The 20,440-nt window shown below is 53.5% G+C and carries 16 protein-coding genes and 2 pseudogenes; 10 read left to right on the forward strand and 8 right to left on the reverse strand.

All coding sequences use genetic code 11. The features are described from left to right. Positions 1–856 precede the first annotated feature (856 nt). A complete protein-coding gene (locus ACT4MF_RS17875; RefSeq protein ID WP_082222448.1) occupies positions 857–1,678 on the reverse strand; it encodes an IS5 family transposase in 822 nt (273 codons plus the stop codon). A 464-nt stretch (positions 1,679–2,142) separates the two neighbouring features. On the opposite strand from ACT4MF_RS17875, the gene gdhB reads away from it, so the two are divergent. Beyond that, positions 2,143–3,444, forward strand: coding sequence for a glutamate dehydrogenase GdhB (gene gdhB, locus ACT4MF_RS17880; protein WP_444683621.1), 1,302 nt, complete (start codon positions 2,143–2,145; stop codon positions 3,442–3,444). Positions 3,445–3,594: 150 nt separating this feature from the next. After that, positions 3,595–3,861, forward strand: a complete 267-nt coding sequence (locus ACT4MF_RS17885) for a hypothetical protein (protein WP_444683620.1) — start codon at positions 3,595–3,597, stop codon at positions 3,859–3,861. A 118-nt stretch (positions 3,862–3,979) separates the two neighbouring features. Here the strand turns inward: ACT4MF_RS17885 and sod are convergent, their stop codons facing one another. The 3 genes from sod to ACT4MF_RS17900 all read right to left on the reverse strand — a co-directional run bounded on the left by sod (position 3,980) and on the right by ACT4MF_RS17900 (position 7,549). Beyond that, positions 3,980–4,591, reverse strand: coding sequence for a superoxide dismutase [Mn] (gene sod / locus ACT4MF_RS17890; protein ID WP_444683619.1), 612 nt, complete (start codon positions 4,589–4,591; stop codon positions 3,980–3,982). 524 nt (positions 4,592–5,115) lie between these two features. Continuing rightward, entirely contained in the window at positions 5,116–6,561 is a 1,446-nt protein-coding gene (locus ACT4MF_RS17895) for an amidase (RefSeq protein ID WP_444683618.1), read from the reverse strand. A 28-nt stretch (positions 6,562–6,589) separates the two neighbouring features. After that, a complete protein-coding gene (locus ACT4MF_RS17900; protein WP_444683617.1) occupies positions 6,590–7,549 on the reverse strand; it encodes a transcription initiation factor IIB in 960 nt (319 codons plus the stop codon). Positions 7,550–7,839: 290 nt separating this feature from the next. Here ACT4MF_RS17900 and ACT4MF_RS17905 point away from each other — a divergent pair, with 290 nt between their 5' ends. From ACT4MF_RS17905 to ACT4MF_RS17915, 3 genes and pseudogenes are all read left to right on the forward strand, one after another. After that, positions 7,840–8,121 (forward strand): DUF8072 family protein, encoded by a 282-nt coding sequence (locus ACT4MF_RS17905; RefSeq protein ID WP_256397710.1) that lies wholly within the window; start codon positions 7,840–7,842, stop codon positions 8,119–8,121. 361 nt (positions 8,122–8,482) lie between these two features. Further along, positions 8,483–9,016: an Rrf2 family transcriptional regulator gene (locus ACT4MF_RS17910; RefSeq protein ID WP_444683616.1), complete on the forward strand. Its 534-nt coding sequence runs from the start codon at positions 8,483–8,485 to the stop codon at positions 9,014–9,016. A 124-nt stretch (positions 9,017–9,140) separates the two neighbouring features. Next, positions 9,141–9,781: pseudogene (locus tag ACT4MF_RS17915) on the forward strand (RNA-guided endonuclease InsQ/TnpB family protein); the annotation flags it as partial. A gap of 69 nt (positions 9,782–9,850) precedes the next feature. Here ACT4MF_RS17915 and ACT4MF_RS17920 read toward each other — a convergent pair. Together ACT4MF_RS17920 and ACT4MF_RS17925 are read right to left on the reverse strand one after the other, a co-directional pair. Beyond that, complete coding sequence (locus ACT4MF_RS17920; protein WP_444683615.1) at positions 9,851–10,831, reverse strand: ornithine cyclodeaminase family protein; 981 nt, start codon at positions 10,829–10,831, stop codon at positions 9,851–9,853. An 88-nt stretch (positions 10,832–10,919) separates the two neighbouring features. Continuing rightward, positions 10,920–11,093, reverse strand: a complete 174-nt coding sequence (locus ACT4MF_RS17925; RefSeq protein ID WP_256397707.1) for a DUF5786 family protein — start codon at positions 11,091–11,093, stop codon at positions 10,920–10,922. A gap of 174 nt (positions 11,094–11,267) precedes the next feature. On the opposite strand from ACT4MF_RS17925, the gene ACT4MF_RS17930 reads away from it, so the two are divergent. The 4 genes and pseudogenes from ACT4MF_RS17930 (at position 11,268) to ACT4MF_RS17945 (ending at position 16,734) form a co-directional block, all read left to right on the forward strand. Further along, complete coding sequence (locus tag ACT4MF_RS17930) at positions 11,268–12,395, forward strand: aspartate aminotransferase family protein (protein WP_444683614.1); 1,128 nt, start codon at positions 11,268–11,270, stop codon at positions 12,393–12,395. Positions 12,396–13,628: 1,233 nt separating this feature from the next. Continuing rightward, positions 13,629–13,859: a hypothetical protein gene (locus ACT4MF_RS17935; protein ID WP_444683613.1), complete on the forward strand. Its 231-nt coding sequence runs from the start codon at positions 13,629–13,631 to the stop codon at positions 13,857–13,859. Between the two features lie 371 nt (positions 13,860–14,230). Continuing rightward, positions 14,231–15,169, forward strand: a pseudogene (locus tag ACT4MF_RS17940) (dihydrodipicolinate synthase family protein). A 398-nt stretch (positions 15,170–15,567) separates the two neighbouring features. Next, the gene (locus ACT4MF_RS17945) at positions 15,568–16,734 is read left to right on the forward strand and encodes an MFS transporter (protein WP_444683612.1); all 1,167 of its coding nucleotides are present in this window, start codon (positions 15,568–15,570) and stop codon (positions 16,732–16,734) included. 571 nt (positions 16,735–17,305) lie between these two features. Here the strand turns inward: ACT4MF_RS17945 and ACT4MF_RS17950 are convergent. Continuing rightward, positions 17,306–18,043, reverse strand: coding sequence for a uroporphyrinogen-III synthase (locus ACT4MF_RS17950; RefSeq protein WP_444683611.1), 738 nt, complete (start codon positions 18,041–18,043; stop codon positions 17,306–17,308). Positions 18,044–18,136: 93 nt separating this feature from the next. Between ACT4MF_RS17950 and ACT4MF_RS17955 the strand changes: the two genes are divergently transcribed. Then, positions 18,137–19,111, forward strand: a complete 975-nt coding sequence (locus tag ACT4MF_RS17955) for a deoxyhypusine synthase (RefSeq protein ID WP_444683610.1) — start codon at positions 18,137–18,139, stop codon at positions 19,109–19,111. A gap of 12 nt (positions 19,112–19,123) precedes the next feature. On the opposite strand, the gene trkA is transcribed toward ACT4MF_RS17955, so the two are convergent. Next, positions 19,124–20,359 carry a Trk system potassium transporter TrkA gene (trkA, locus tag ACT4MF_RS17960; protein ID WP_444683627.1) on the reverse strand — a complete coding sequence of 412 codons (1,236 nt, stop codon included), beginning with the start codon at positions 20,357–20,359 and terminating at the stop codon, positions 19,124–19,126. Positions 20,360–20,440: the final 81 nt, after the last annotated feature.

Consider the following 20,440-nt stretch of genomic DNA (forward strand, 5'->3'; position numbering starts at 1 on the left):
CGATCCCCCAGAGTTCTCCGAATCGAATTCTTCGATATCTTCCTGATCCGGTTTGGGGGGATAGTACATGAATTTCCGGCTCTGTTGAAATCCTATTCTTCAGACATGTTTTCTCCTGTAACGGCTGTTCGCTGTAGGCTACGTATCTGCCAGTGACAAACAACGACTATCAACTCCCCGCGCACACGATGCTGGCATTCGAAACGGACTTGTCCAGAGAACCTATTCATTGAGTTGATGGGCCCTCCATTATCCCGTCGCAAGGTACTGGCCGTTTGCTCCGTTACTAGTCTTAGCTGTCTCGCTGGCTGTCAAGGGTGGACGAGCCCTGTGAGTTCGAGTACATCGGATCAGAGCGACCCCAACGAGGCTGACGACTCCCTCGGACTCGCATACTCGAAGAGCCGTACATCGTTCCCGAGCGAGGAGGAGGCTCATAGCGGGTGGGTTCACATCGTTAGCGACGGTGAATCAGCGGATTTAACGTTTGACGTGAGGCTCTGTAACGAGTTAGGAGACGTCAAACCGGAGCTGACCCATTCTATTGCGAACGAGTTCGTCCTGAGATTTAACGTCACGTCTGGATTCAGTAGCGGAACGTCGTCCAATGGAACGACCGAGGAATCGCAATGTAGTTCTGTGACCCACCTTGTCGGTGGGGCAAATGTGCCGAGTGACTGGGAAACACTCGCCGTTGCGGTGAACAACGTCGAAATCCAAACGATTGAGCGGTCAGGAACAATGCCAGAACTTCGGCCACTTCCAGACCCAGTACGCCCTCGATAGCCTTCACCTGTGCTAAGTGGTACGTCCTTCATCTATATTGAGCGATCTTTCCTTCACGTTTCTTGGCCACTCAGAGTGATCGGTCGATGTTGTGACTGAGACAGGCAATAGTGAGTTCACGGAATTGCTTCCACCACCGTCGTGAGCGCACGAACGCACCATACTTCCGCTTGAGTGTTGAGTTGACAGTTTCTGATTGACTCCGCTGGCCGTAGAGATCAGTGTCTAAGCGTGCGTTCCATGCCCGGTGGAGTGGCGTGAACTCACGATGCTTAATCAGTGGCCGAACCTTGTGTTGACGAGCAAGTCGCCTGATCTTCTGGTCGTCGTAGCCCTTGTCACCGAGGAGAATGTCAATATCTTTGAGGTTGCGCTTGATCAACGATGGAGCGATCTGGCTATCGTGTTTTCGTGTCGTCGTCACGTGGAGATCGAGGATTGCGTTAACCTTCGCATCAACCAACAGCGTCACTTTGAGCTGCTGAATCGTGAGTTCGGCTCGTTTCGTGTAGTGTTTTGAGGCGTGACTGCGGTCGAATCCTGACGCATCAACTCCAACGACACCGCTCGTCGGAAGTAGCGTCGCTGAGAGAGTCAATATAGCACGCCATACAGTCATATCAAGCCGGTTGAACGCCTTACAAAGCGTTGATGGCGTAGGAAGTTCAGCTAATCCGAGGGCGTGACGAATGCGTGGCATCTCGATCAGTTCGTCAAGCAGGCCACGATAGGTCGTGTTCTTCCGAACTTTGAGACACAGCAGAACGACGTGCTGCGGAAGTGTATAGCGGTGTTTGGAGAATTTCGAGGAGTATCGAGAAACGGCTCGACGGGCCAGATGGATCGCCTTCTCAGCAAACCGGAGAATCTGTGACTTCGGGAGGGCCTTCATCTCGTGGAATTATACGGTGAACATGTAACTCTCTGAGGATTTCAACAAAGCCGCTCCTTTGATTTAGCGGCCTACCTCGCTGCTGTATGGCGATTCAACACAGCCATTTCAACAGAGCTGTGTATTCATATGAAGCCCCATCACCATAGATGTATGGAGATTTGGCCCTTTGTGCCGGTGACGTACCCACTGGCGTAATCTGACCCGACCGAATAGATGATAGAGGGGATGCTAAACCGAACCGGACGGGGTGTCTGAATGGCAGCACCCACTGAAACTGGGTCAAATAGTTCGGTGCGATTATAACCGAGAGAACCTAATATACGAGATGTCGAAGCTGACCTAACGAATAGGAGCCCGTACGAGAGCTTCGAGTCGAAAAACGCCATCGTTGTGGACACCACTAACCGCTGTCCTGACTGTGGCGGACCGATGCGAAATCGTCGAATATCGCTAAAATGACCATGGCATCCAATTCCGATAAAGACCGCAACAAGACGGAGGATTCGACAGTACAATCTGCGAAACCAGAATCAGCGCTCGAAACGGCACGCCGGCAGCTCCACCATGCCGCAGACCATCTCAGTATTGACCAGCATATCGTCGATCGACTCAAACACCCGAAAAAAGTCCATGAGGTTACCGTCCCTGTCGAACGTGATGACGGCACAGTCGAGGTCTTCACGGGATACCGAGCCCAACATGATAGCGTCAGAGGTCCGTATAAGGGAGGGCTCCGGTACCACCCCGAAGTGACCAGAGATGAATGTGTCGGACTCGGAATGTGGATGACCTGGAAGTGTGCAGTCATGGATCTCCCGTTCGGCGGTGCCAAGGGTGGCGTCGCTGTCAATCCGAAAGACCTGAGTTCAGCGGAAAAAGAGCGGCTCACCCGGCGGTTTGCACAAGAGATACGCAACGTCATCGGCCCCAACAAGGATATTCCTGCCCCAGACATGGGGACGGATACACAGACGATGGCGTGGCTGATGGACGCGTACTCGATGCAAGAAGGTGAGACGACACCGGGCGTCGTAACCGGAAAGCCGCCGGTCGTCGGCGGCAGTAAAGGCCGTGAAGAAGCCCCCGGACGGAGCGTGGCGATCATCACACAACTCGTCTGCGAGTACTACGATCGTCAACTCGAGGAGACGACGATAGCAATACAGGGATATGGAAGTGTCGGCGCGAATGCTGCCCGACTGCTTGACGAATGGGGGGCAACGGTCGTCGGGATCAGCGACGTCAATGGAGCGATGTACGACCCAGAGGGGATCGATACGGCTTCAGTTCCCTCGCACGACGAGGAGCCGGAAGCCGTCACCGACTACGCGGATACCCTGATTTCGAACGAAGAGCTGCTCACGCTTGACGTCGACGTGCTCATTCCCGCGGCTCTGGGGAACGTTATTACGGAAGAGAACGCAGAGGCGATTGCTGCGGATCTCGTCGTCGAAGGAGCAAACGGTCCGACCACTTCGGCAGCAGATTCGATACTCACCGATCGAGATGTTGCAGTGATCCCCGACATTCTCGCCAACGCCGGTGGAGTTACGGTCAGCTACTTCGAGTGGCTCCAAGACATTAATCGTCGAGCCTGGTCGCTTGAACGAGTGAATGATGAACTCGAAACAGAGATGCAGGCCGCCTGGCGTGACGTCCAAGCAGAGTTCGAAAGCCGTGATGGCACCTGGCGTGATGCAGCCTACATCGTCGCGCTATCTCGAATCGCTGAGGCTCACGAGGCCCGGGGGTTGTGGCCGTAATAGATGGGTCATCCTCCACTCAAGCGAACTCGGCAGCCATCCACTCCGCTTGAGCGAGGACTATTTCGGATATTCCGACTGTCATCGCTCGGCACCACTGCTGTAGTTGTTTGGTTATTCGGGTATCTATTCATCGCGTTTACACTCAGCGTGATTGGCATCTACGATCCTGAATACGACGTGATGAGCTTTACCGATCCCTTCTTTATTGTGTCGAGCTTCTTGGCGGGAGTTTTCATGTGTGCGATGTCCGGGACGCTCACACTACTCACACTCCTTCTTGAGACGAAGAATGCAAACGCGGAATTTGTTATACTGGTGAGTTTGATCGCCTTTGGCTTTGGTGCAGCCACGATGCGAGTTACATCCAATCCTGTGCAAGCGTGGCTCATCGATGTATGGAGCGCTATAGTGTGAACCGGCTTGAGGGCAAGTGGTTCGAGAGATTTATTCCCTCATCATCACGAGACGGCTTTTTTGCCGTGTCGGACGACTCCAAGCACGCCGCCTACTCAGCCTGGTGATCTGGATAATCCTATTCGAAGTGATCGACGGATTTCTCGTACTGCTCGGTCGCGTGTTCCCAGTCGACGACCTCGAAGAAGGCATCGATGAAGCTTCCCCGATCCGGGCCGTAGTCGTAGTAGTAGGAATGCTCCCAGACGTCGAGCGCAAGGACGGGATGAGCGCCCCAGAGCGCGCCCTGGTCGTGCTTGTCGACAACAACGTTGCGCAGCTGCTTTGCGACCGGATCGTACACTAAGAGAGCCCAGCCACCAGCGGCGCTCGCGGCGGCTTCGAACTCTCCTTTCCAGCCCTCGTAGGTCCCGAAATCGTCTTCGATACGCTCGCGGAGATCGCCAGACGGTTCGCCGCCGCCGTTGGGCGACATATTGTTCCAGAACAGCGTGTGGAGATAATGGCCACAGCCGTTGTGGGTGACGCTGCGCATCGCGCTTCCGGAGGAACCGAAGTCGCCTGATTCGCGGTTCTCCGCCAGCGTCTTTTCGGCACTATCTAGGCCATTCACATAGCCCTGATGGTGGGTATCGTGGTGCCACGTCAACACTTGCTCGGAAATGTGCGGTTCGAGTGCATCATAGTCGTACGGGAGCGGTGGCAGTTCGGGCTCGGATTGCTCGGACATTGCACTTGAGACGTTGTACCCCGTTCATTATAACCATTTGCTGAAATTAAAAATTGGTGCTATTGTTATATTTAGTGAATATCTCACTATGACTCCGCTAGTAGTCCCGATCAACTGGGCGACCTGCTCAGTTATCTTCCCAGAATATCGGGGAATTGTTTGATGCTCGACTGACCCTCCGTGTATTGCGTGTGAAAGCAGATAAGGGTACTACGCTCTTCTGTCGGAGATTGTGGATCTGGTTCAGCGATGGCTCTGAGTTGACGCGGTCAGGGCATAGATCGCTGTTGGAACCGCCTGCTCTCGCATCAATGAGCTAGTTTGACGGGAACGATAGCCAGGATCTGTGACTACTCTCGATATAATCACCTCATTCAAACCCGGAAGTAGAGCGCCTTTGTTCGGCGAATCAGGACGAAGACTAAGATCCACAATGTGCTACACAAGAGCGAGGGTACTATCTTGTCACTCGAGAAGCTCTCAAGCAAGTCCGAACACTAGACTACCCAATAATGGCACTCTATTCACGCGGTAGGATACTGATCTGTCCACGGCTGGACCCGCTCCATCGCAGCGGCGACGCTCAGAATGTCTTCCTCGGCAAATCGTCGGCCAACAATCTGCAATCCAACAGGGAGGCCATCGTCGGTAAGTCCGGCCGGAATTGATGCCACAGGGTGGCCGGTCATGTTAAACACCCACGTCAACATGACGTCTGTCGGGACACCCATCACTGAGTGTCCGTCAATCTCCGTTGGATAGCCGTCAGCGAGACGTTTACTGTAAGGTGGAACTGTAAGAGTTGGTGTCACGAGGACATCGTAGCCAGCCAATGTGTCCTGAATTTCCTCGTATGCAGCAGTGCGAGGTACGTTCTGTAACCGGTCGGTGGCAGCGTCTGTTTCCGTTCCTAATGCGATCGTCGAATGTACTGTATCTTCGACGTCGGCGGTCGCAAAGTCGATGTCGTATCGGTCTCCGAGATGTTGGGCGAACGCACTGAAAAAGACGCCGACCTGTGTGACATACGCCATCGACAGGTCCTCATAAGACGGCAGTGAGAGGTCGACAGTATCAACAGTAGCGCCAGCAGCCGCCAACTCTGTAACAGCGTCGTCGACCGTCTCACGCACCACTGGTGAGACTGGCTGCAAGTCCAGATTCGGGCTATACGCAACTGAGAGCTCAGTAGTTGGTCGATCAGTCGCTCCCGTGTAGTCTGTCTCTGGTTGAGGAACGCTGAATGGATCACTCTCATCTTGACCCGCAAGGACATCAAGCAAAACCGCCGTATCTTCGACGGTCCGTGCCATTGGTCCACCAACAAAAAACGGGGAGTGCGTATTAAAGCCATCACGGGGGACGCGCTCGGGGACGAGTCCGAACGTCGGCTTCAGCCCGACGACGTTACAGCAGGAGGCGGGTACTCGGAGTGAGCCACCGATGTCTGATCCGGTCGCGAGCGGTACCACACCGGCCGCAAGCGCCGCTGCAGACCCACCGGAAGACCCACCAGCGGACCGGTCATGGTCGAACGGTGTCGGAGTCGCTCCGACAAGCTTGTTCTCCGTCTTGATGGTGTGACCAAGGGCTGGCGTATTGGTCGTCCCCACGATCACTGCTCCTGCAGCTTCCAGCCGTTCAACCGTGATGGAATCGTCGTCCGCCACATTATCAGCCAACGGTGCGAGCCCCATCGTATGCCGGACCCCCGCCTTTCGGGTCCGAAGGTCCTTGATTGCGACCGGCACGCCATGGAGTGGGCCGAGATCATCACCACGTTCGGCTGCATCGTCGGCCATTCGAGCACGGTTCCGTGCCGATTCTTCGGTTACCGTAATAAACGCGTTCAACTCATCGATCGCCTCAATACGGTCAAGAACTGACTCAAGGAGATCCAGTGCAGACTGCCTTCCAGTCCGGATCTCACACGCAAGGTCGCGTACCGAGACGGCTGTGGGTTTGGTCATGTCTCTTGGATGAATTTCGTAGCCATTTCTACTGATGTATATCTAACATTTCAATCTGTTCTTGGTATCGGTTCCGAATAGTCACTTCGGTCACTTGCGCCACGTCTGCTACCTCGTGTTGTGTGCGTTTCTCGTTACAGAGCAATGCGGCGGCATAAATTGCAGCTGCAGCGAATCCAGATGGGCCACGTCCCGATAGTAACGGATCAGCCGTCTCTTCGATAATCTCGTTAGCCTTCGCTTCAACTTCTTGCGGAAGATCAAGCTTCGAACTGAATCGCGGGACGTACTGTTTTGGGTCTATCGGCAACAGTCCGAGATCAAGTTCATTTGAAATGTATCGATAGGTACGACTGATTTCGATGCGTTCAACGCGTGAAACCTCCGCTATCTCCTCCAGTGACCGCGGGATACCTTCCTGCCGACAGCCCGCATAGAGCGCAGCCGTGGCCACGCCTTCGATCGACCGTCCGCGAATCAGATCCTCATCTAATGCCCGGCGGTAGATGACGCTCGTTACCTCACGAACGTCTCGCGGGACACCGAGTGCACTCGCCATCCGGTCAATCTCGCTGAGCGCAAATTGGAGGTTCCGTTCCCCAGCATCCTTCGTCCGGATTCGCTCCTGCCATTTCCGTAGGCGGTGCATCTGCGACCGCTTCTTTGACGAGATTGCTCGCCCATACGCGTCTTTGTCTTTCCAGTCGATCTGGGTGGTCAGACCCTTATCATGCATTGTGGTGGTGGTCGGGGCCCCGACACGGGACTTTTCCTGTCGTTCTTGATGATTGAATGCCCGCCACTCTGGGCCAGAATCTACCAAGTCCTCTTCAATGACGAGCCCGCACTCTTCACAGATCCGCTCCCCTCGGCTAGACTGTTGGATAATTTTGTCTGAACCACATCCTGAGCAGGTAGTACCCTCAATTTCGTCGTTAGATTGCTCTGTTTCGTGCTCTTCGTTATCGAGCCGGACAGACCAAACCATTAGTTTTTAACAGTAGAACTGCTGGAGCATAAAGTTTGAATAATAGATCTGTCATCTATCTCGGAGAATTGAGATGATCGACTCTTGATTTCAGAATGCACCTTCCCATCGGGATTAACACAGTGGATCCGGACTAGCTCAGCATCCTTCGGTTCACTACAACAGGTTTGGCGAGGACCTACGAAGCAGACGAACCCAATCCAGACATTCTGTTGGGGGGTAGACGAGTGACAAAGGTACCGGATATCACAAATCGACACGATTTACCTATACCCTCTCGTAGGTGGCTTATGGCAGATCTCAATCCCATTGCTAAACAAATTCATAACCTTAGTCCCGGTTCTGTCAAGATAATACTTGACGATGGATCACAAATAATACCCCAGATATCCAAGGCGGAGTTTTTTCAGCAAGAATTTCAGGCAGAGGGGACCCGTGAAAATGAACAAAATCTATATCGGTTTGTATCGAGTGAAGATAATGAATCCGTTCTGGTTGGCCGAAAGGGGCCAGATGAGGATACTTGGACGATGGTTGGGTGTGTTCAAGAAGTTGATAGCGTTGATAAATGATAATATCCCAACATCGAAACAACTCATTTGTAAAATAATTTTGGGTATGGGAAATCTTCAAGTCCGGTTCCCGTAAATCGAGGGACGTAGAAGTTTACACCACGGTCTCACAGCCTCCGTGGCGGCTCTCTTCGACGGTGTTAACATCCCTTGGCGTGACCCAACAGTCTTGCCAGGGGTTCTCCTCGTGCCTTTTCGAGAAATAGCGCCGAGGTGAAAGCAGACGTCGACGTCGGTTGTCTTCGATAATGTAGTCCAAGAGTGAGCGTCGCTTAGTCGTTTCAGTCGTCGACGTTAGGGACGCCTCCGAAGGGTTCTTTATTTAAACAGCTTTAATCGGGTGCCTACCCAAGTCTATCGTATGTCGTCGATTGAGCTTACGTCGAGTCAGAAAACTATTCTCACGGCGTTGGTTAATCTCTATCCTGAGACGGAGGACGCCGTCAAGGGCGAGGATATTGCCGCTGAAGTCGACCGCAACCCTGGTACAATTAGAAACCAGATGCAGAGCCTCAAAGCGCTCCAATTGGTCGAGGGCGTCCCCGGGCCGAAGGGCGGATACAAACCCACTGCGAATGCCTACGAGGCGCTAGATGTCGAACAGATGGAAGAACCAGCGTCAGTCCCACTTTTCCACGACGGCGAGGCCGTCGAGGACGCCAACGTCGAGGAAATTGACCTCTCAAGCGTCCACCACCCTGAACTCTGTCGCGCGGAAATCCATCTCCAGGGCTCCATCCGTAGCTTCTCTGAGGGCGACGAAGTCATCGTCGGCCCGACGCCGCTATCGAAACTGGTCATCAACGGAGTTCTCGAGGGGAAGGATGATACCAACAACATCCTCATTCTCCGGATCAAGAGCATGGAAGCGCCGGCCGAACAACCCGAGCACTAATCGATCACTGTCGATACCTGAGAAAACCACAGTCGTCACTAAGTCGATCTTCCGCTTTGCCGTTCATATGTCGGTCCACGAGTGAACAGTTTGCATTGTCGACGAGATGATGGCAATCCACCGGGTGGCGGGTATCGGCCTCGGTATCTGCAATTTCGCAGCGGTTGCAGTCGGTGACGACTCCTGCTGTATCCTGGTAGTTCACTCAAGGAGGACGATGATTACTTCCAGAAGGAGCGAGCGACGTGCGAAGACAGCGATTCCCGCAAGCGCGATGGCTGGACCGGAAACGCCGCGAGCGCCGCCACCACTTCTTCAACGCTGCCTCGAAGGATGTGGTGACCGAATGTGCCGCCTGGAATGCTGGGACGATTGCTGTGGGCGACCTGAGTGGTATCCGTGACAGTGCTGATTGGGGCGACCACGGCAAGCTCGATTTGCACGGGTGGGCGTTCGATCGATTCAGCGAGATGCTGGAATACAAAGCCGCCGAACACGGCATCAGCGTCGGGCGCGTGGACGAACATGACACATCGAAACCGTGCGCCTCGTAAGGGACCACGGACGATAGCCAGCGTGGCGAGCGTAATTGTACGTCTGCGAAGATTGTGGACTGGTCGCCAATGCTGACGTGAATGGAGTCGAGAACATCTGACAGGAGGTACTCCCGAATCTCACCTGTGACGGGAGGATAGAGATACCGGCTGGATGGCACCGCCCGTGGTGCGCCTGTTCGACAAATCTACGGGGCTAGTAGTCCCATAAGAACGGATGACCCATGAACCATAATATCTCAACACACGGGAAACTGCGACGTGAACGGCGCGAAGGATGTCATTTAGAGAACAAGCTTGTAGATGGAATATCCTCTAGTCCGGTTGCATATTCGTATGCGACATGCGCGGCAGCGACATCTTGAATCGCGAGACCGGTGCTGTCGAATATCGTCAGTTCATTTTGTGGTATTGCCAATCCATCGCCTGCACTTACTAACTCACCAAGTTCGCCATAGATATCATCTTCATCAAGATCTCCTCGACCCCACGGTACGTTGATCTCACCTGTGTGAATTGCTTGGTCAAAACTATCGACGAAAACGCACCCTTCTGTGAGAATATTCGTATTGAGTTCCTGTTTACCTTCGGCATCGGCACCGATCGCATTAATATGCGTTTGAGGATTGACCGCGTTAAGTGGAACAATTGGTTCTTCAGCAGGGGTCACAGTTGAGACAATATCACATGCGGCCGCTTCATGAACGGTACCAGCCTGAATCGCGAAATCGGGATATGTGTCAATGAATGTGTCTACCGCGTCATCGTCCACATCATTCACGATGACCTCGTTGATTGGCCTGACTTGGGTGAGCGCTTCAAATTGAGTATACGATTGCGTTCCAGCACCGATAAGGCCTAAACTGTGAGCATCGTCAACCGCGAGATGATCTGTAGCGACGGCCGCAGCTGCCGCAGTCCGCTTCCGAGTAAGAACGGTGGCGTCCATGATAGCCAACGGACTAAGCGTCTCTGGATCAGAGTAGATAATTATCCCTATTACCGTTGGCAGGTTATTGTTTGATGGATTATCCGGATGGACGTTACCCCATTTAATTGCAGCACCCTCCCACGAATCAGTCCCCACATAGGCAGGCATTGACCGAAAATCACCATTATACTGGGGCAGATCAATATATGACTTCGGTGGCATAACCACAGTCCCTCGCTCGTAGGCTTGGAATGTTTCTTCTACGGCATCTTTTATTGCCTCTATCGGAACTGATTGTGTTACTTCTGAATCAAGCAGGAGGGATTCCATATGGGCAACTAACCTTGTATCGAACTTAATCCTAGCCCAGTATCAATCCAATCGAGTTGGGACAATTGCTTTATTTCTTGATTATTTGTCATTCATCCTTGGACTTCATCTCTTTTAGACGATCTAGCAACGCTTCCGTAGTGTCCTCCGTGTCAAACGTTATTTGACCCTGATATTCCGTCGGTTGCTCTTCGGAGTCTGATTCAATTTCGGAGAGTTTCTTCTCACGGCGTTCGTGCTCTTGTTCGTCGAAGTTACCCATACCCATAGGAATCTCAATCTTGGAACGGATTACCAATAAACGTAGCGGAGAAGTGACAACAGTTCACAGGGTATGGTTAGACCGTTCGATAGAGGTCTGTCGGAACTGCTACTGTAGAGGAGTGGGACAGATATTTCCCAGCACGTTTCAGAGTAGTATCTGTGATACCTGAACATGAGTGGATTCGTGTATTCTGAGAAACCTATCGAGATCGTTGAAGGGGATGGTCCGTATCTTTACGATGCCAACGGGGACGAATACCTCGATATGGGTGCGAGCTACGCATGTGTCCCGTTGGGTCATGGCCACGATAGGGTTACGGATGCCATCACAACACAGCTTTCGGATCTGACCTATGTGCAAGGGTCGTATCCCGTTGCAGTGCGGAGTCAGCTCTACGAGACACTGGGAAATGTGGCGCCCGGTGGTATCGAGAAGGTGTGGCTCTGTAATTCCGGAACCGAGGCTAATGAGGCAGCATTGAAGTTTGCTCGTGCAGCCACCGGTAACACGAAAATCATTGCCACAGTACGGGGATTCCATGGTCGTACAATGGGCGCGCTTTCCACTACGTGGAAGGACAAATACAAAGATCCTTATGAGCCACTTCTTGAGAACGTAGAGTTCGTCCAATATGGCGATGTTGACGCGATAACGACGGCAATCGATGGCAATACAGCGGCTGTCATAGTCGAACCCGTCCAAGGCGAGGGAGGCATCAACCCTGCCTCTCCCAATTTTATGAAGGCTATCCGTGAGGCGACCACAGAAGCTGGAGCAGCGCTAATTCTGGATGAGGTTCAAACGGGGTTGGGTCGGACAGGCAAACTTTGGGCCTGTGAGCGTGTAGACGTTGTGCCAGACATACTGACAAGTGCAAAGGGACTCGGAAACGGATTACCCATTGGTGCGACGCTGTGTCGCGACTGGATTGCAGATGAATATGGCGACCATGCGTCGACATTCAGCGGGAACCCTCTTATCTCAGCGGCAGCTGAAGCGACAATATCGACGATTACCGATGAAGACCTCCCTATCCATGCTGCCGAGATCGGAACATACCTGCAGAAGCAGTTAGAGGCGGAACTCGGTGATCGAGTCCGGGATATCCGCGGCGAGGGGTTGATGGTGGGTATCGAGGTTAAACGCGGAGCAAACCGTATCCTACAGGAGCTGGCGATGAATCATCGTGTCCTTGCACTACCTGCAGGCAGGACTGTCGTACGACTTCTACCTCCACTAATCATCGATAAAAACCACGCTGACCATGTTGTAGATGCACTCGGGAAAATAATTGACTGAATGATGCTCTGTCGTCCAGACGTTTAGATAGCTGACGACGATGCTTCAGACCGATATCTAGAAATGGAGAGCAAGCGATGAGACCCTAACTCGCGTCCTACGAGAGATAAGGTACGAGGCACTTTTCGGGCCAACTCACGGATTCAAGTACGTGTCTCCACGGTGTAGTGGGAGAGCGCTTAACTGGTGAATTCACAGTTTGAACTCTGGAATACTGGTCTTGTTGCAATTCTCTTGCCGTCGTATGATTTTGTATAGCGGTTTCTTTCTTTGTATCGGTCGTGAGTGGATGATAGAAAAACTCAATTGAGCATTAATAAATGAGAGTGGAAACAGAGTCAGAGTGCTGATTCTAGCTTAGGAAATGATGATAGATGCAGCATGCCACCAACTTATAAAAGTCCCGTATATTTGGACTAGGGACCCAATCTGGTATACGCTACGTAGACACTATAACAAATGTACTGTTGTTATTTACGGCTCAGGGCAGATCCGATTCAATAAATAGAATCAGCATTACAGACCTACGCTTGTAATTCAAACAGTTCTATTATGATTTCGGTCTAACAATATCGATCGTCACAGAATATGTGGCACTGCTAAATCGGGATTGAACTGGGTGCTCCGAAGAGCTCAGAGTTGATGCAACTAGTATCTCTGACATGGATTATTAGATAGAAAGAGGGCGTGTCCGTCAATCTGATTAATTAATCTGGCACATGCTCCTTTTGACGGATCGCCGTTATTAGTGGAATCTCAAAGCTTCTGTGCATAATTCGGCCTCAGCTGATGCCAGGTCATAAATCAGCACTGGTATCAAGCATACGCCGCTCACACGAGTGAAATTCAAAGAGCCTCAATTCATAAGGACTTTATATAAGTCCATTAAAATTGGACTTTTAGGAGTTGTGGGCAGCAGTCACTTGTTCATTTACTTCTAAACCATCGGGTTCACCACCGCCGTCCCCTTCGCCGACGACACGCGATCGATCACGACCCGCTGGACGAGAACCTCGGTGTGAAGGAGGCTGCGGGGACGGATCTGTTCGTCCCCTGCGGCACACCGGCGAGTACTACTCGCTGACTGACGCCGAGTAGAAAGCGATCTTCGAGACTCACGTCGAGACCACAGCCGATGACGCTACCGTCGTCGCTGGCGCCGCCGGGAACGTCCCCGAGATCCAGAACCTGGCTAAGGCCTACGAAGTCGTCGTCCCGGACAGGCTGAGAGCCATGCACCTGGACCACACCTACAACCACGAGCGGAGGCTGGCCGAATACTACCACCGGATCTGCGACGAGATCAATATTCTGATCGTCATCTACAAGCGCGATCTGACGGTTCCCCGCTCCGTACTCGTCGGCCTCAGCGAGCGCAAGGAGGAGGTCGCCGTGAAGTTCACTGTCGACAACGTTGTCGAGTTCTCCCGACCCGTCGAGAACGCCTTCGGCGAGTTGACATAGGTCAATGATCTCCGAGTGGTACGTCCGATCGTACGCCGTCGAGGGGGCGACCGGCTACACGACAACATCGGGAACTTCCTGCCGGAGGCGGCCTTGGCCCTGTTGGACGCGCTCGACGCTGGGGACTGGGACCGGGCCCGGAGGTTTCAGCGCGCCCTGCGGCCGTTGGAGGACATCCGCGAGGAGCCGGGCGCCGGGAGCACCCTATCGGCGGGGAACAACGCTCCCGTGATCAAGCGCGGCTTGGAACTGGCGGGGCCAACGGCGGTCCGGGCCGCGAGCCGCTGGTGGGACCCCCGCCGTCGCCCTGGTTCGGCCCCATTTCTCCCGCAGGCGATGGGTATATGTTACAGCCGGCGCACTCACGAATTATGCCATTGTCAGCCGACCAGGCCCAGGAGTGTCTGCGCGGCGTTGCCGTCGGTCTCCTCACACCGTTCGACCAGGACCTCGAAATCGACCACGAGAAGCTCGCGGAGAACGCCCAAGACTTGTACGATGAGGGCATCCGGACGTTCCTCGCGACGGCCAACATCAGCGATTACCATTCCCTGTCTCAACAGGAGCGCATCGACGGCACACAGACCGCCGTCGAGGTCCTGCCTGACGACGCCTGCGTGCTTGCCGGCGTCGGCGGCTCCACCAAGGACGCCTAGGAACTGATCCGTGCGTACGACGACGTCGGCGTGGACGCCCACATGATCATGCCGATGGACCACACCTACATCCACGAGAAGGCGGCCATCGACTACTACCACGAACTGGACGCCGCCGCCGAGGCCCCGCTGGTGCCTTACGCCCGCGACTTCGACCCCTCCGTTGAATTCCTCGCCGATCTCACTCGCGTCGAGGGCGTCGTCGGCATCAAGTACACGCTGAAAGACCCCGTCAAGCTAGGCGAGGCCGTCACCGCCGGCGCCGACGACGTCGTCTGGGTGAACGGCCTGGCCGAGCCGTACGCGGTCTCCTACTGGGTCGAGGGCATCGAGGGTTTCTCCGCCGGCGTCAGCAACTTCCGTCCCGAGGTCGGCCTCGCGCTGTTCGAGGCCCTCCAGAACGAAAACTGGAAGCGCGCTCGGGAACTGCGTAACATCTGCATACCCTACCAGAACTTCCGCGAGGAGACCGGCGTCGAGAACACCATCCCCGGCGGCATCAGCGTCTCCGCCGTCAAGAAGGGCCTTGAACTGGCCGGCCTCCACGCCGGCGAGGTCCGCGAGCCCATCCGGAAGCTTTCCCCCGAGGACGAGGAACGCGCCGAAAAGATCTACAGTCAACTCGACGACGACATCGCTAGCCTCGTCGAGTAAGCGACCCCCTATTTTGTTGACTGTCTCTACTTGGTGAGCGATTGTTGCGCAAATGACGGCGCTGGCGGGTCGAAGGCAGTGCAGAACGGCGGGAGGTCAGTGCGGCCGAACTCGCTCGTCGCGATGAAACGCGACTAGTTAGCTATTCACCGTGAATCGGCACTGATTCGCTACGCGCAGATGAAACTGCGCGACGTGCAAGGTGGTCCTCACGGCTCCCCGCGGTCGCCGTTCGGCTGGTCGGAGGTCGCTCCCGGCGGTCGCGACCTCCCTTCTCCCGGTGGGAAGACCTCGCTCGTCGGCGCTCATTGACCTGTCATCCAGTTCCGACATAGGGCGAAGACTACCCAATAGCGGATGATTTACAGGCTCCAATTGTGGAGATACCGGTAGAACGAATGGAAAAGGCACGACCCCTCCGAGAATCTCCGGCAGCAGCGGTGATATTTGCGAGTACTCTCGTCGCTGTCATGGGCGTCTCACTCATCAGTCCTGCACTTCCAGCGGTGCAGGAAGCCTGGAACATTTCGGAGTCACAAGCCAGTCTCTTGTTATCGGCGTTTACACTGCCTGGGATCTTTCTCACACTCCCGATTGGGCTGCTGACAGATCGAATCGGTCGGAAACCGGCTTTGATCCCGGCCCTCATTGTCTTCGGACTCAGTGGAGGTGGCATCATATTCATCTCTGATTTTACCATAATTCTCGCACTACGAGCGATTCAGGGTGCAGCGAGTAGTGCGATCATGATGCTCACGGTCACACTCTTGGGGGACCTCTTCACCGGTGAACAGCGACGGGTGTTGATCGGTACCAACGCGGCGATTCTTGCGGTTGGCGCTGCCGGATATCCATTACTTGGCGGTGCGCTCGCAACACTCGCATGGTCAGCCCCCTTCGCGTGTTTTCTCCTTGCGTTGCTCGTCGCTGTACCTGGGGTTCTCCTGCTCGAGGAGCCACATCGGGACGAGAACAACTCGAACTCGAGTCTCCGTGAGTTCCTCACCGGGCCCACACCGATGATCCCCTTCGTCGTGCTCTATCTCGCAATCTTCGGCATATTCGTCATCCTCTATGGCGCTCAGCTCACCGCCGTTCCGTTCTTGCTCGCCAACGAATATCACCTCTCTTCAGCAGGTATCGGTCTTCTCGTGGGCTTACCCGCGGTCACAATGGGAGTAACTGCAATGCAGGGTGATCGCGTGCTTCGGTCGCTCACGAGCTTCCAATCGATCGCGCTCGGATTCGTAAGCTACGGAATCGGTCTCGTCGTTGTCGCTATCGCGGACTCCATCTATGTCGTCGCCGGCGCACTCTTACTATTCGGTCTTGGTCAAGGCCTCGCAGAACCGATCACAGATACTGCACTCAACGAACGGGCGCCAGACGAGTTTCGCGGGAGCATTATGAGTATCCGGACGAGCGTACTCAGACTCGGGACAACGATCGGCCCGCCGCTCAGTGTCGGGGCTGCCACTATCTTCGGCTATCAACGAACGCTGTTGGTTTCTGGTACCGGTGCCTTCATCATTGGAATGACTTGGTTCACCGTCAGGAGTTTGTGACATCCTCGCCGCCCTGAAGGGCGACGCTTCCCGAGGTTCTTATGTTACTCCCGTCAATTCGGATGGTTGGGAATCTAAGGTTCGTGGACTGTCAGCCACTGGCGTTGCCACGAAGCCGATACTCGTACCCGCACGGGGCTTCGAGTTACCTAGTTGTTTACCGACAGTCGGCGTGGTCGGCTTACATTTTGGTGAGGCAAACACCGAGTCAACTGCCAGTTTTCCACGCACATCCACCCAAACGAACCGATGGGATGTGAACCTTCGGCGCACAGTGAAAGTAGATGATGACGGACGCTGTATCCCCGCCGTGAACGGCGAGGTTTTAGCGCCCGGCACCGCCGTACATAATATCTCATCCCTTGGATCCTTAGAGATGAAGCGAAGTTACCTCAAGTGGAACAATCACAACTGGCCGGAACACCAGCACCCGCCCTCCATTGCGGAGACAATGGCCAACGAGGCGTATCCAAACCAGAGTACCATATCGAGCGGGAATGGTCGCTCTCGGGGACTCGGACGACTGAGACTCCCACGAAAGAAATCCCACGACTTCAGTCGTGGAGGAATGTCAATGCTGTATCTCTCGAATGAGGTTCACCGTATCCTTAGCTAGCCGCCTAAAATCTGCTCTGGCTGGTATAATGTCGACAGAACCTCCATGTCTACGGACAGCACGCTCTGTCGGTGCCCCAATTGCACCAATAACCGTCTCCTCTAGCTCGGATTGCAGCGGGGAGAGAGCGTCACGTTCGGTAGCGATCTCAAAAAAATGCTTGACCGTCTTCGGTGACGTGAACAGTATCCCATCTAACTCACCGTCTACGGCGAGTTTAACTGACTGGCCAGCAGTATCCGGTTGTTTCAAGCGATATAGATGCGTTTCATGAACAGATGCACCCGCTTCTTTTAGTCCCCGAATCAGTACATCACTTCCGTGTGCACTGCGAGCGATTTCCACCGTATTCCCTTCAACTTCGTCTACCAGCTCCTCGACGAGTCCCGTGGAAGTAAATGTCGAAGGAATCACGTCGACTGAATAGCCGCAATTTCGTAACGCAGTTGCTGTCTGGCGACCTACCGCACATACTGTCGCCTCATCTTGATGCCATCCCTGCTCCTCAGCGATTTCAGCCCCGGTTGGACTGGTGAAGACACAGTATTTTGCCTGCTGTGGAGCCTGCCCTGTTGGAGAAATGGACAGCATTGGATCTGCGATTGGCGACACTTCCAGTGATTGAAGATAGCAGACGGCTTCGTCGATCCGAGTGTCGTCAGGGCGGAGGACAGCCACCTTCGGCTTAGCCATAGTGAATAATCCAGTATTGATGGCCTTGGGTGTATCGAGAACCGATCGACAGATTCCGAGTTCTTCAAATCCCTTGTCGAGTTATCCAATCGTATGGATAACGACGACTCTCACGATTACGTCGTACCCGAGAGTGAAGGAGACCTTGATACACCAGACGTACGTGGCTACGACTTTCGCGACGAATTCGACTTCCACGAGATGCTTGACTCCTATGCGTCAACAGGATTCCAAGCAACACAGCTCGCAGAAGCCATCGATATCGCAGAACGTATGCAAGAAGCGGATGCAACAATCTATCTCACATTCACATCAAATATTATCTCGTCGGGGTTGCGCGAGGCCGTTGCCTACCTCGTCCGAGAAGGGTACGTGGATGTTCTCATTACGACATCTGGGTCACTAACTGAGGACGTCATCAAGACAGCAAAACCGTTCAAGATGGGAGACTGGGACGCAGACGAGGCAGCACTTCGGGAACGAGGCATTAACCGACTTGGTAATCTCTTCGTTCCCTCTGATCGATACGTGTGGCTGGAGGAATATCTATATGATTTCTTCGATGACTTCTTCGCGGAGGAGAAAGTTCGGACACCGACGGCATTCGCACGTGAGTTAGGTGAGACGCTCGACGACGAGGATTCAGTGTTAAAGCAAGCGGCGGACAATGACGTCCCAGTGTACTGCCCGGCTTTGACCGATGCCGAAGTCGGGAACTTTCTCTACTACTATCGCCAGGGCTACGATTCAGACGTCGGAATCGAGATTCTGGATGACTACGACTCACTCATCGAAGACGGCTTGCTCGCAGACACGACAGGGCTCATCGCGGTTGGGGGTGGTGTACCGAAACACCATGCGATTATGACGAACCTCTTCCGCGGTGGGGCGGATTACGTTGTCTACATCTCGACGGGTATGGAGGGAGATGGATCGCTGTCAGGTGCACCGCCAAACGAGGCGGTCTCATGGGGTAAAATCAAGGAAGAGCGGGCGAACTATACACAGGTCGAGGCAGAGGCCACACTCGTCTTTCCATTACTTGTAGCTGGAGCTTTCAAACTGTAGTGAATATTGTTTCTAAATTGCCTCAGTAACCTCGTCGAGTATATTAGCATCCACGAATAAAATGATATGATCTTCTGATTTGATTATCGTTGAGCCTCGTGGAGTCACGAGTTCATCGTCGCGAGCGATCGCTCCAATAACAACTCCATCTGGAAGATCAGTTATCGAATTCGCAATCTTGCGGTCTGTGAGAGTACTATCCTGAGCAACCTCAACTTCAATCACTTCCGCACGGTTATGTTCAAGCATAACGATATTCTCAGTAGGGTTCAGTCGAGTAAACCGTACGATCTCTTCAGCGGTTTCCTCACGTGGGTTGACAGTCACGTCGACACCGACTGTTTCGAATAATCCGGTATACTCTAGATTCTCGACGACAGCTACTGTTTCGTCAACACCAAGCTGACGTGCTACCAACGTTACGAGTAGATTTTGTTCATCATGTTCCAGTGCAGGGATCATCAGATCAGCTTCCCCCATCTTCTCTCGATTTAAGAAAGACATCTCAGTTGGATCCCCATGAAGCACTGTCGTGTTTGGGAGGGCTTCGGCAACTTCACGGGTTTTCTCACTATTTTGTTCGACTAAACGAGGGTTATATCCATGTTCTTCGAATAGCTTAGCCGTTTGAATTCCGACCTTAGTTGCTCCAGCAATAATAATATCGTCTGTCTGACTCCGTAATGACCTCGAAATCACAGAGGCGAAATTTTCCACAGACTGGGTACTTCCGATAACTACTATGTGGTCATCCGGTTGAATGACTGTCTCCCCACTTGGGATTAGCAGTTCCTCGTCGCGGAAGATCGCTGCAAACGTTAATGAATTGTCACTATCTATCTCGTGCACGGCTCGTTCGATAATAGGACTATCTGGTCCAATTTCGAATGCAGCCATTCGTACAAGGCCGTTAGCAAAGGTATCCACCTCTCGAGCCGATGGAAGCCCAGAGATGCGGAAAATTGCTTCAGACGTCAGTAAATTTGTGCAGATCATATAATCAACACCAAAAGCATCTGGATGCCCATCCCACGTTTCATACAGAGTGCGATGTCTGACCCGAGCGATAGTGAAAGCATCAGAAACCAGCTTTGCGGTGCCGCAGATAACAGCATTCACCTCGTCATCATCGGTACACGCAATAACCAGGTCTGCCTGTTCGATTCTGGCCTGCTGTAGTGTTTTGATCTCACGTCCGTCTCCGTGTACAGCAAGCACATCGTGTGCATACGTAAGTTCCTCTACGATACGCGTAGTTGGATAGCGTGACCAGGATTCACCGGTTAGTGATGCCTCTCATCCTGATCTGAGTTCTTGCCCACCGAGGAT

This window comes from Halorubrum sp. FL23 (genome assembly GCF_052439115.2).
GTDB classification, from domain to species: Archaea; Halobacteriota; Halobacteria; order Halobacteriales; family Haloferacaceae; genus Halorubrum; species Halorubrum persicum.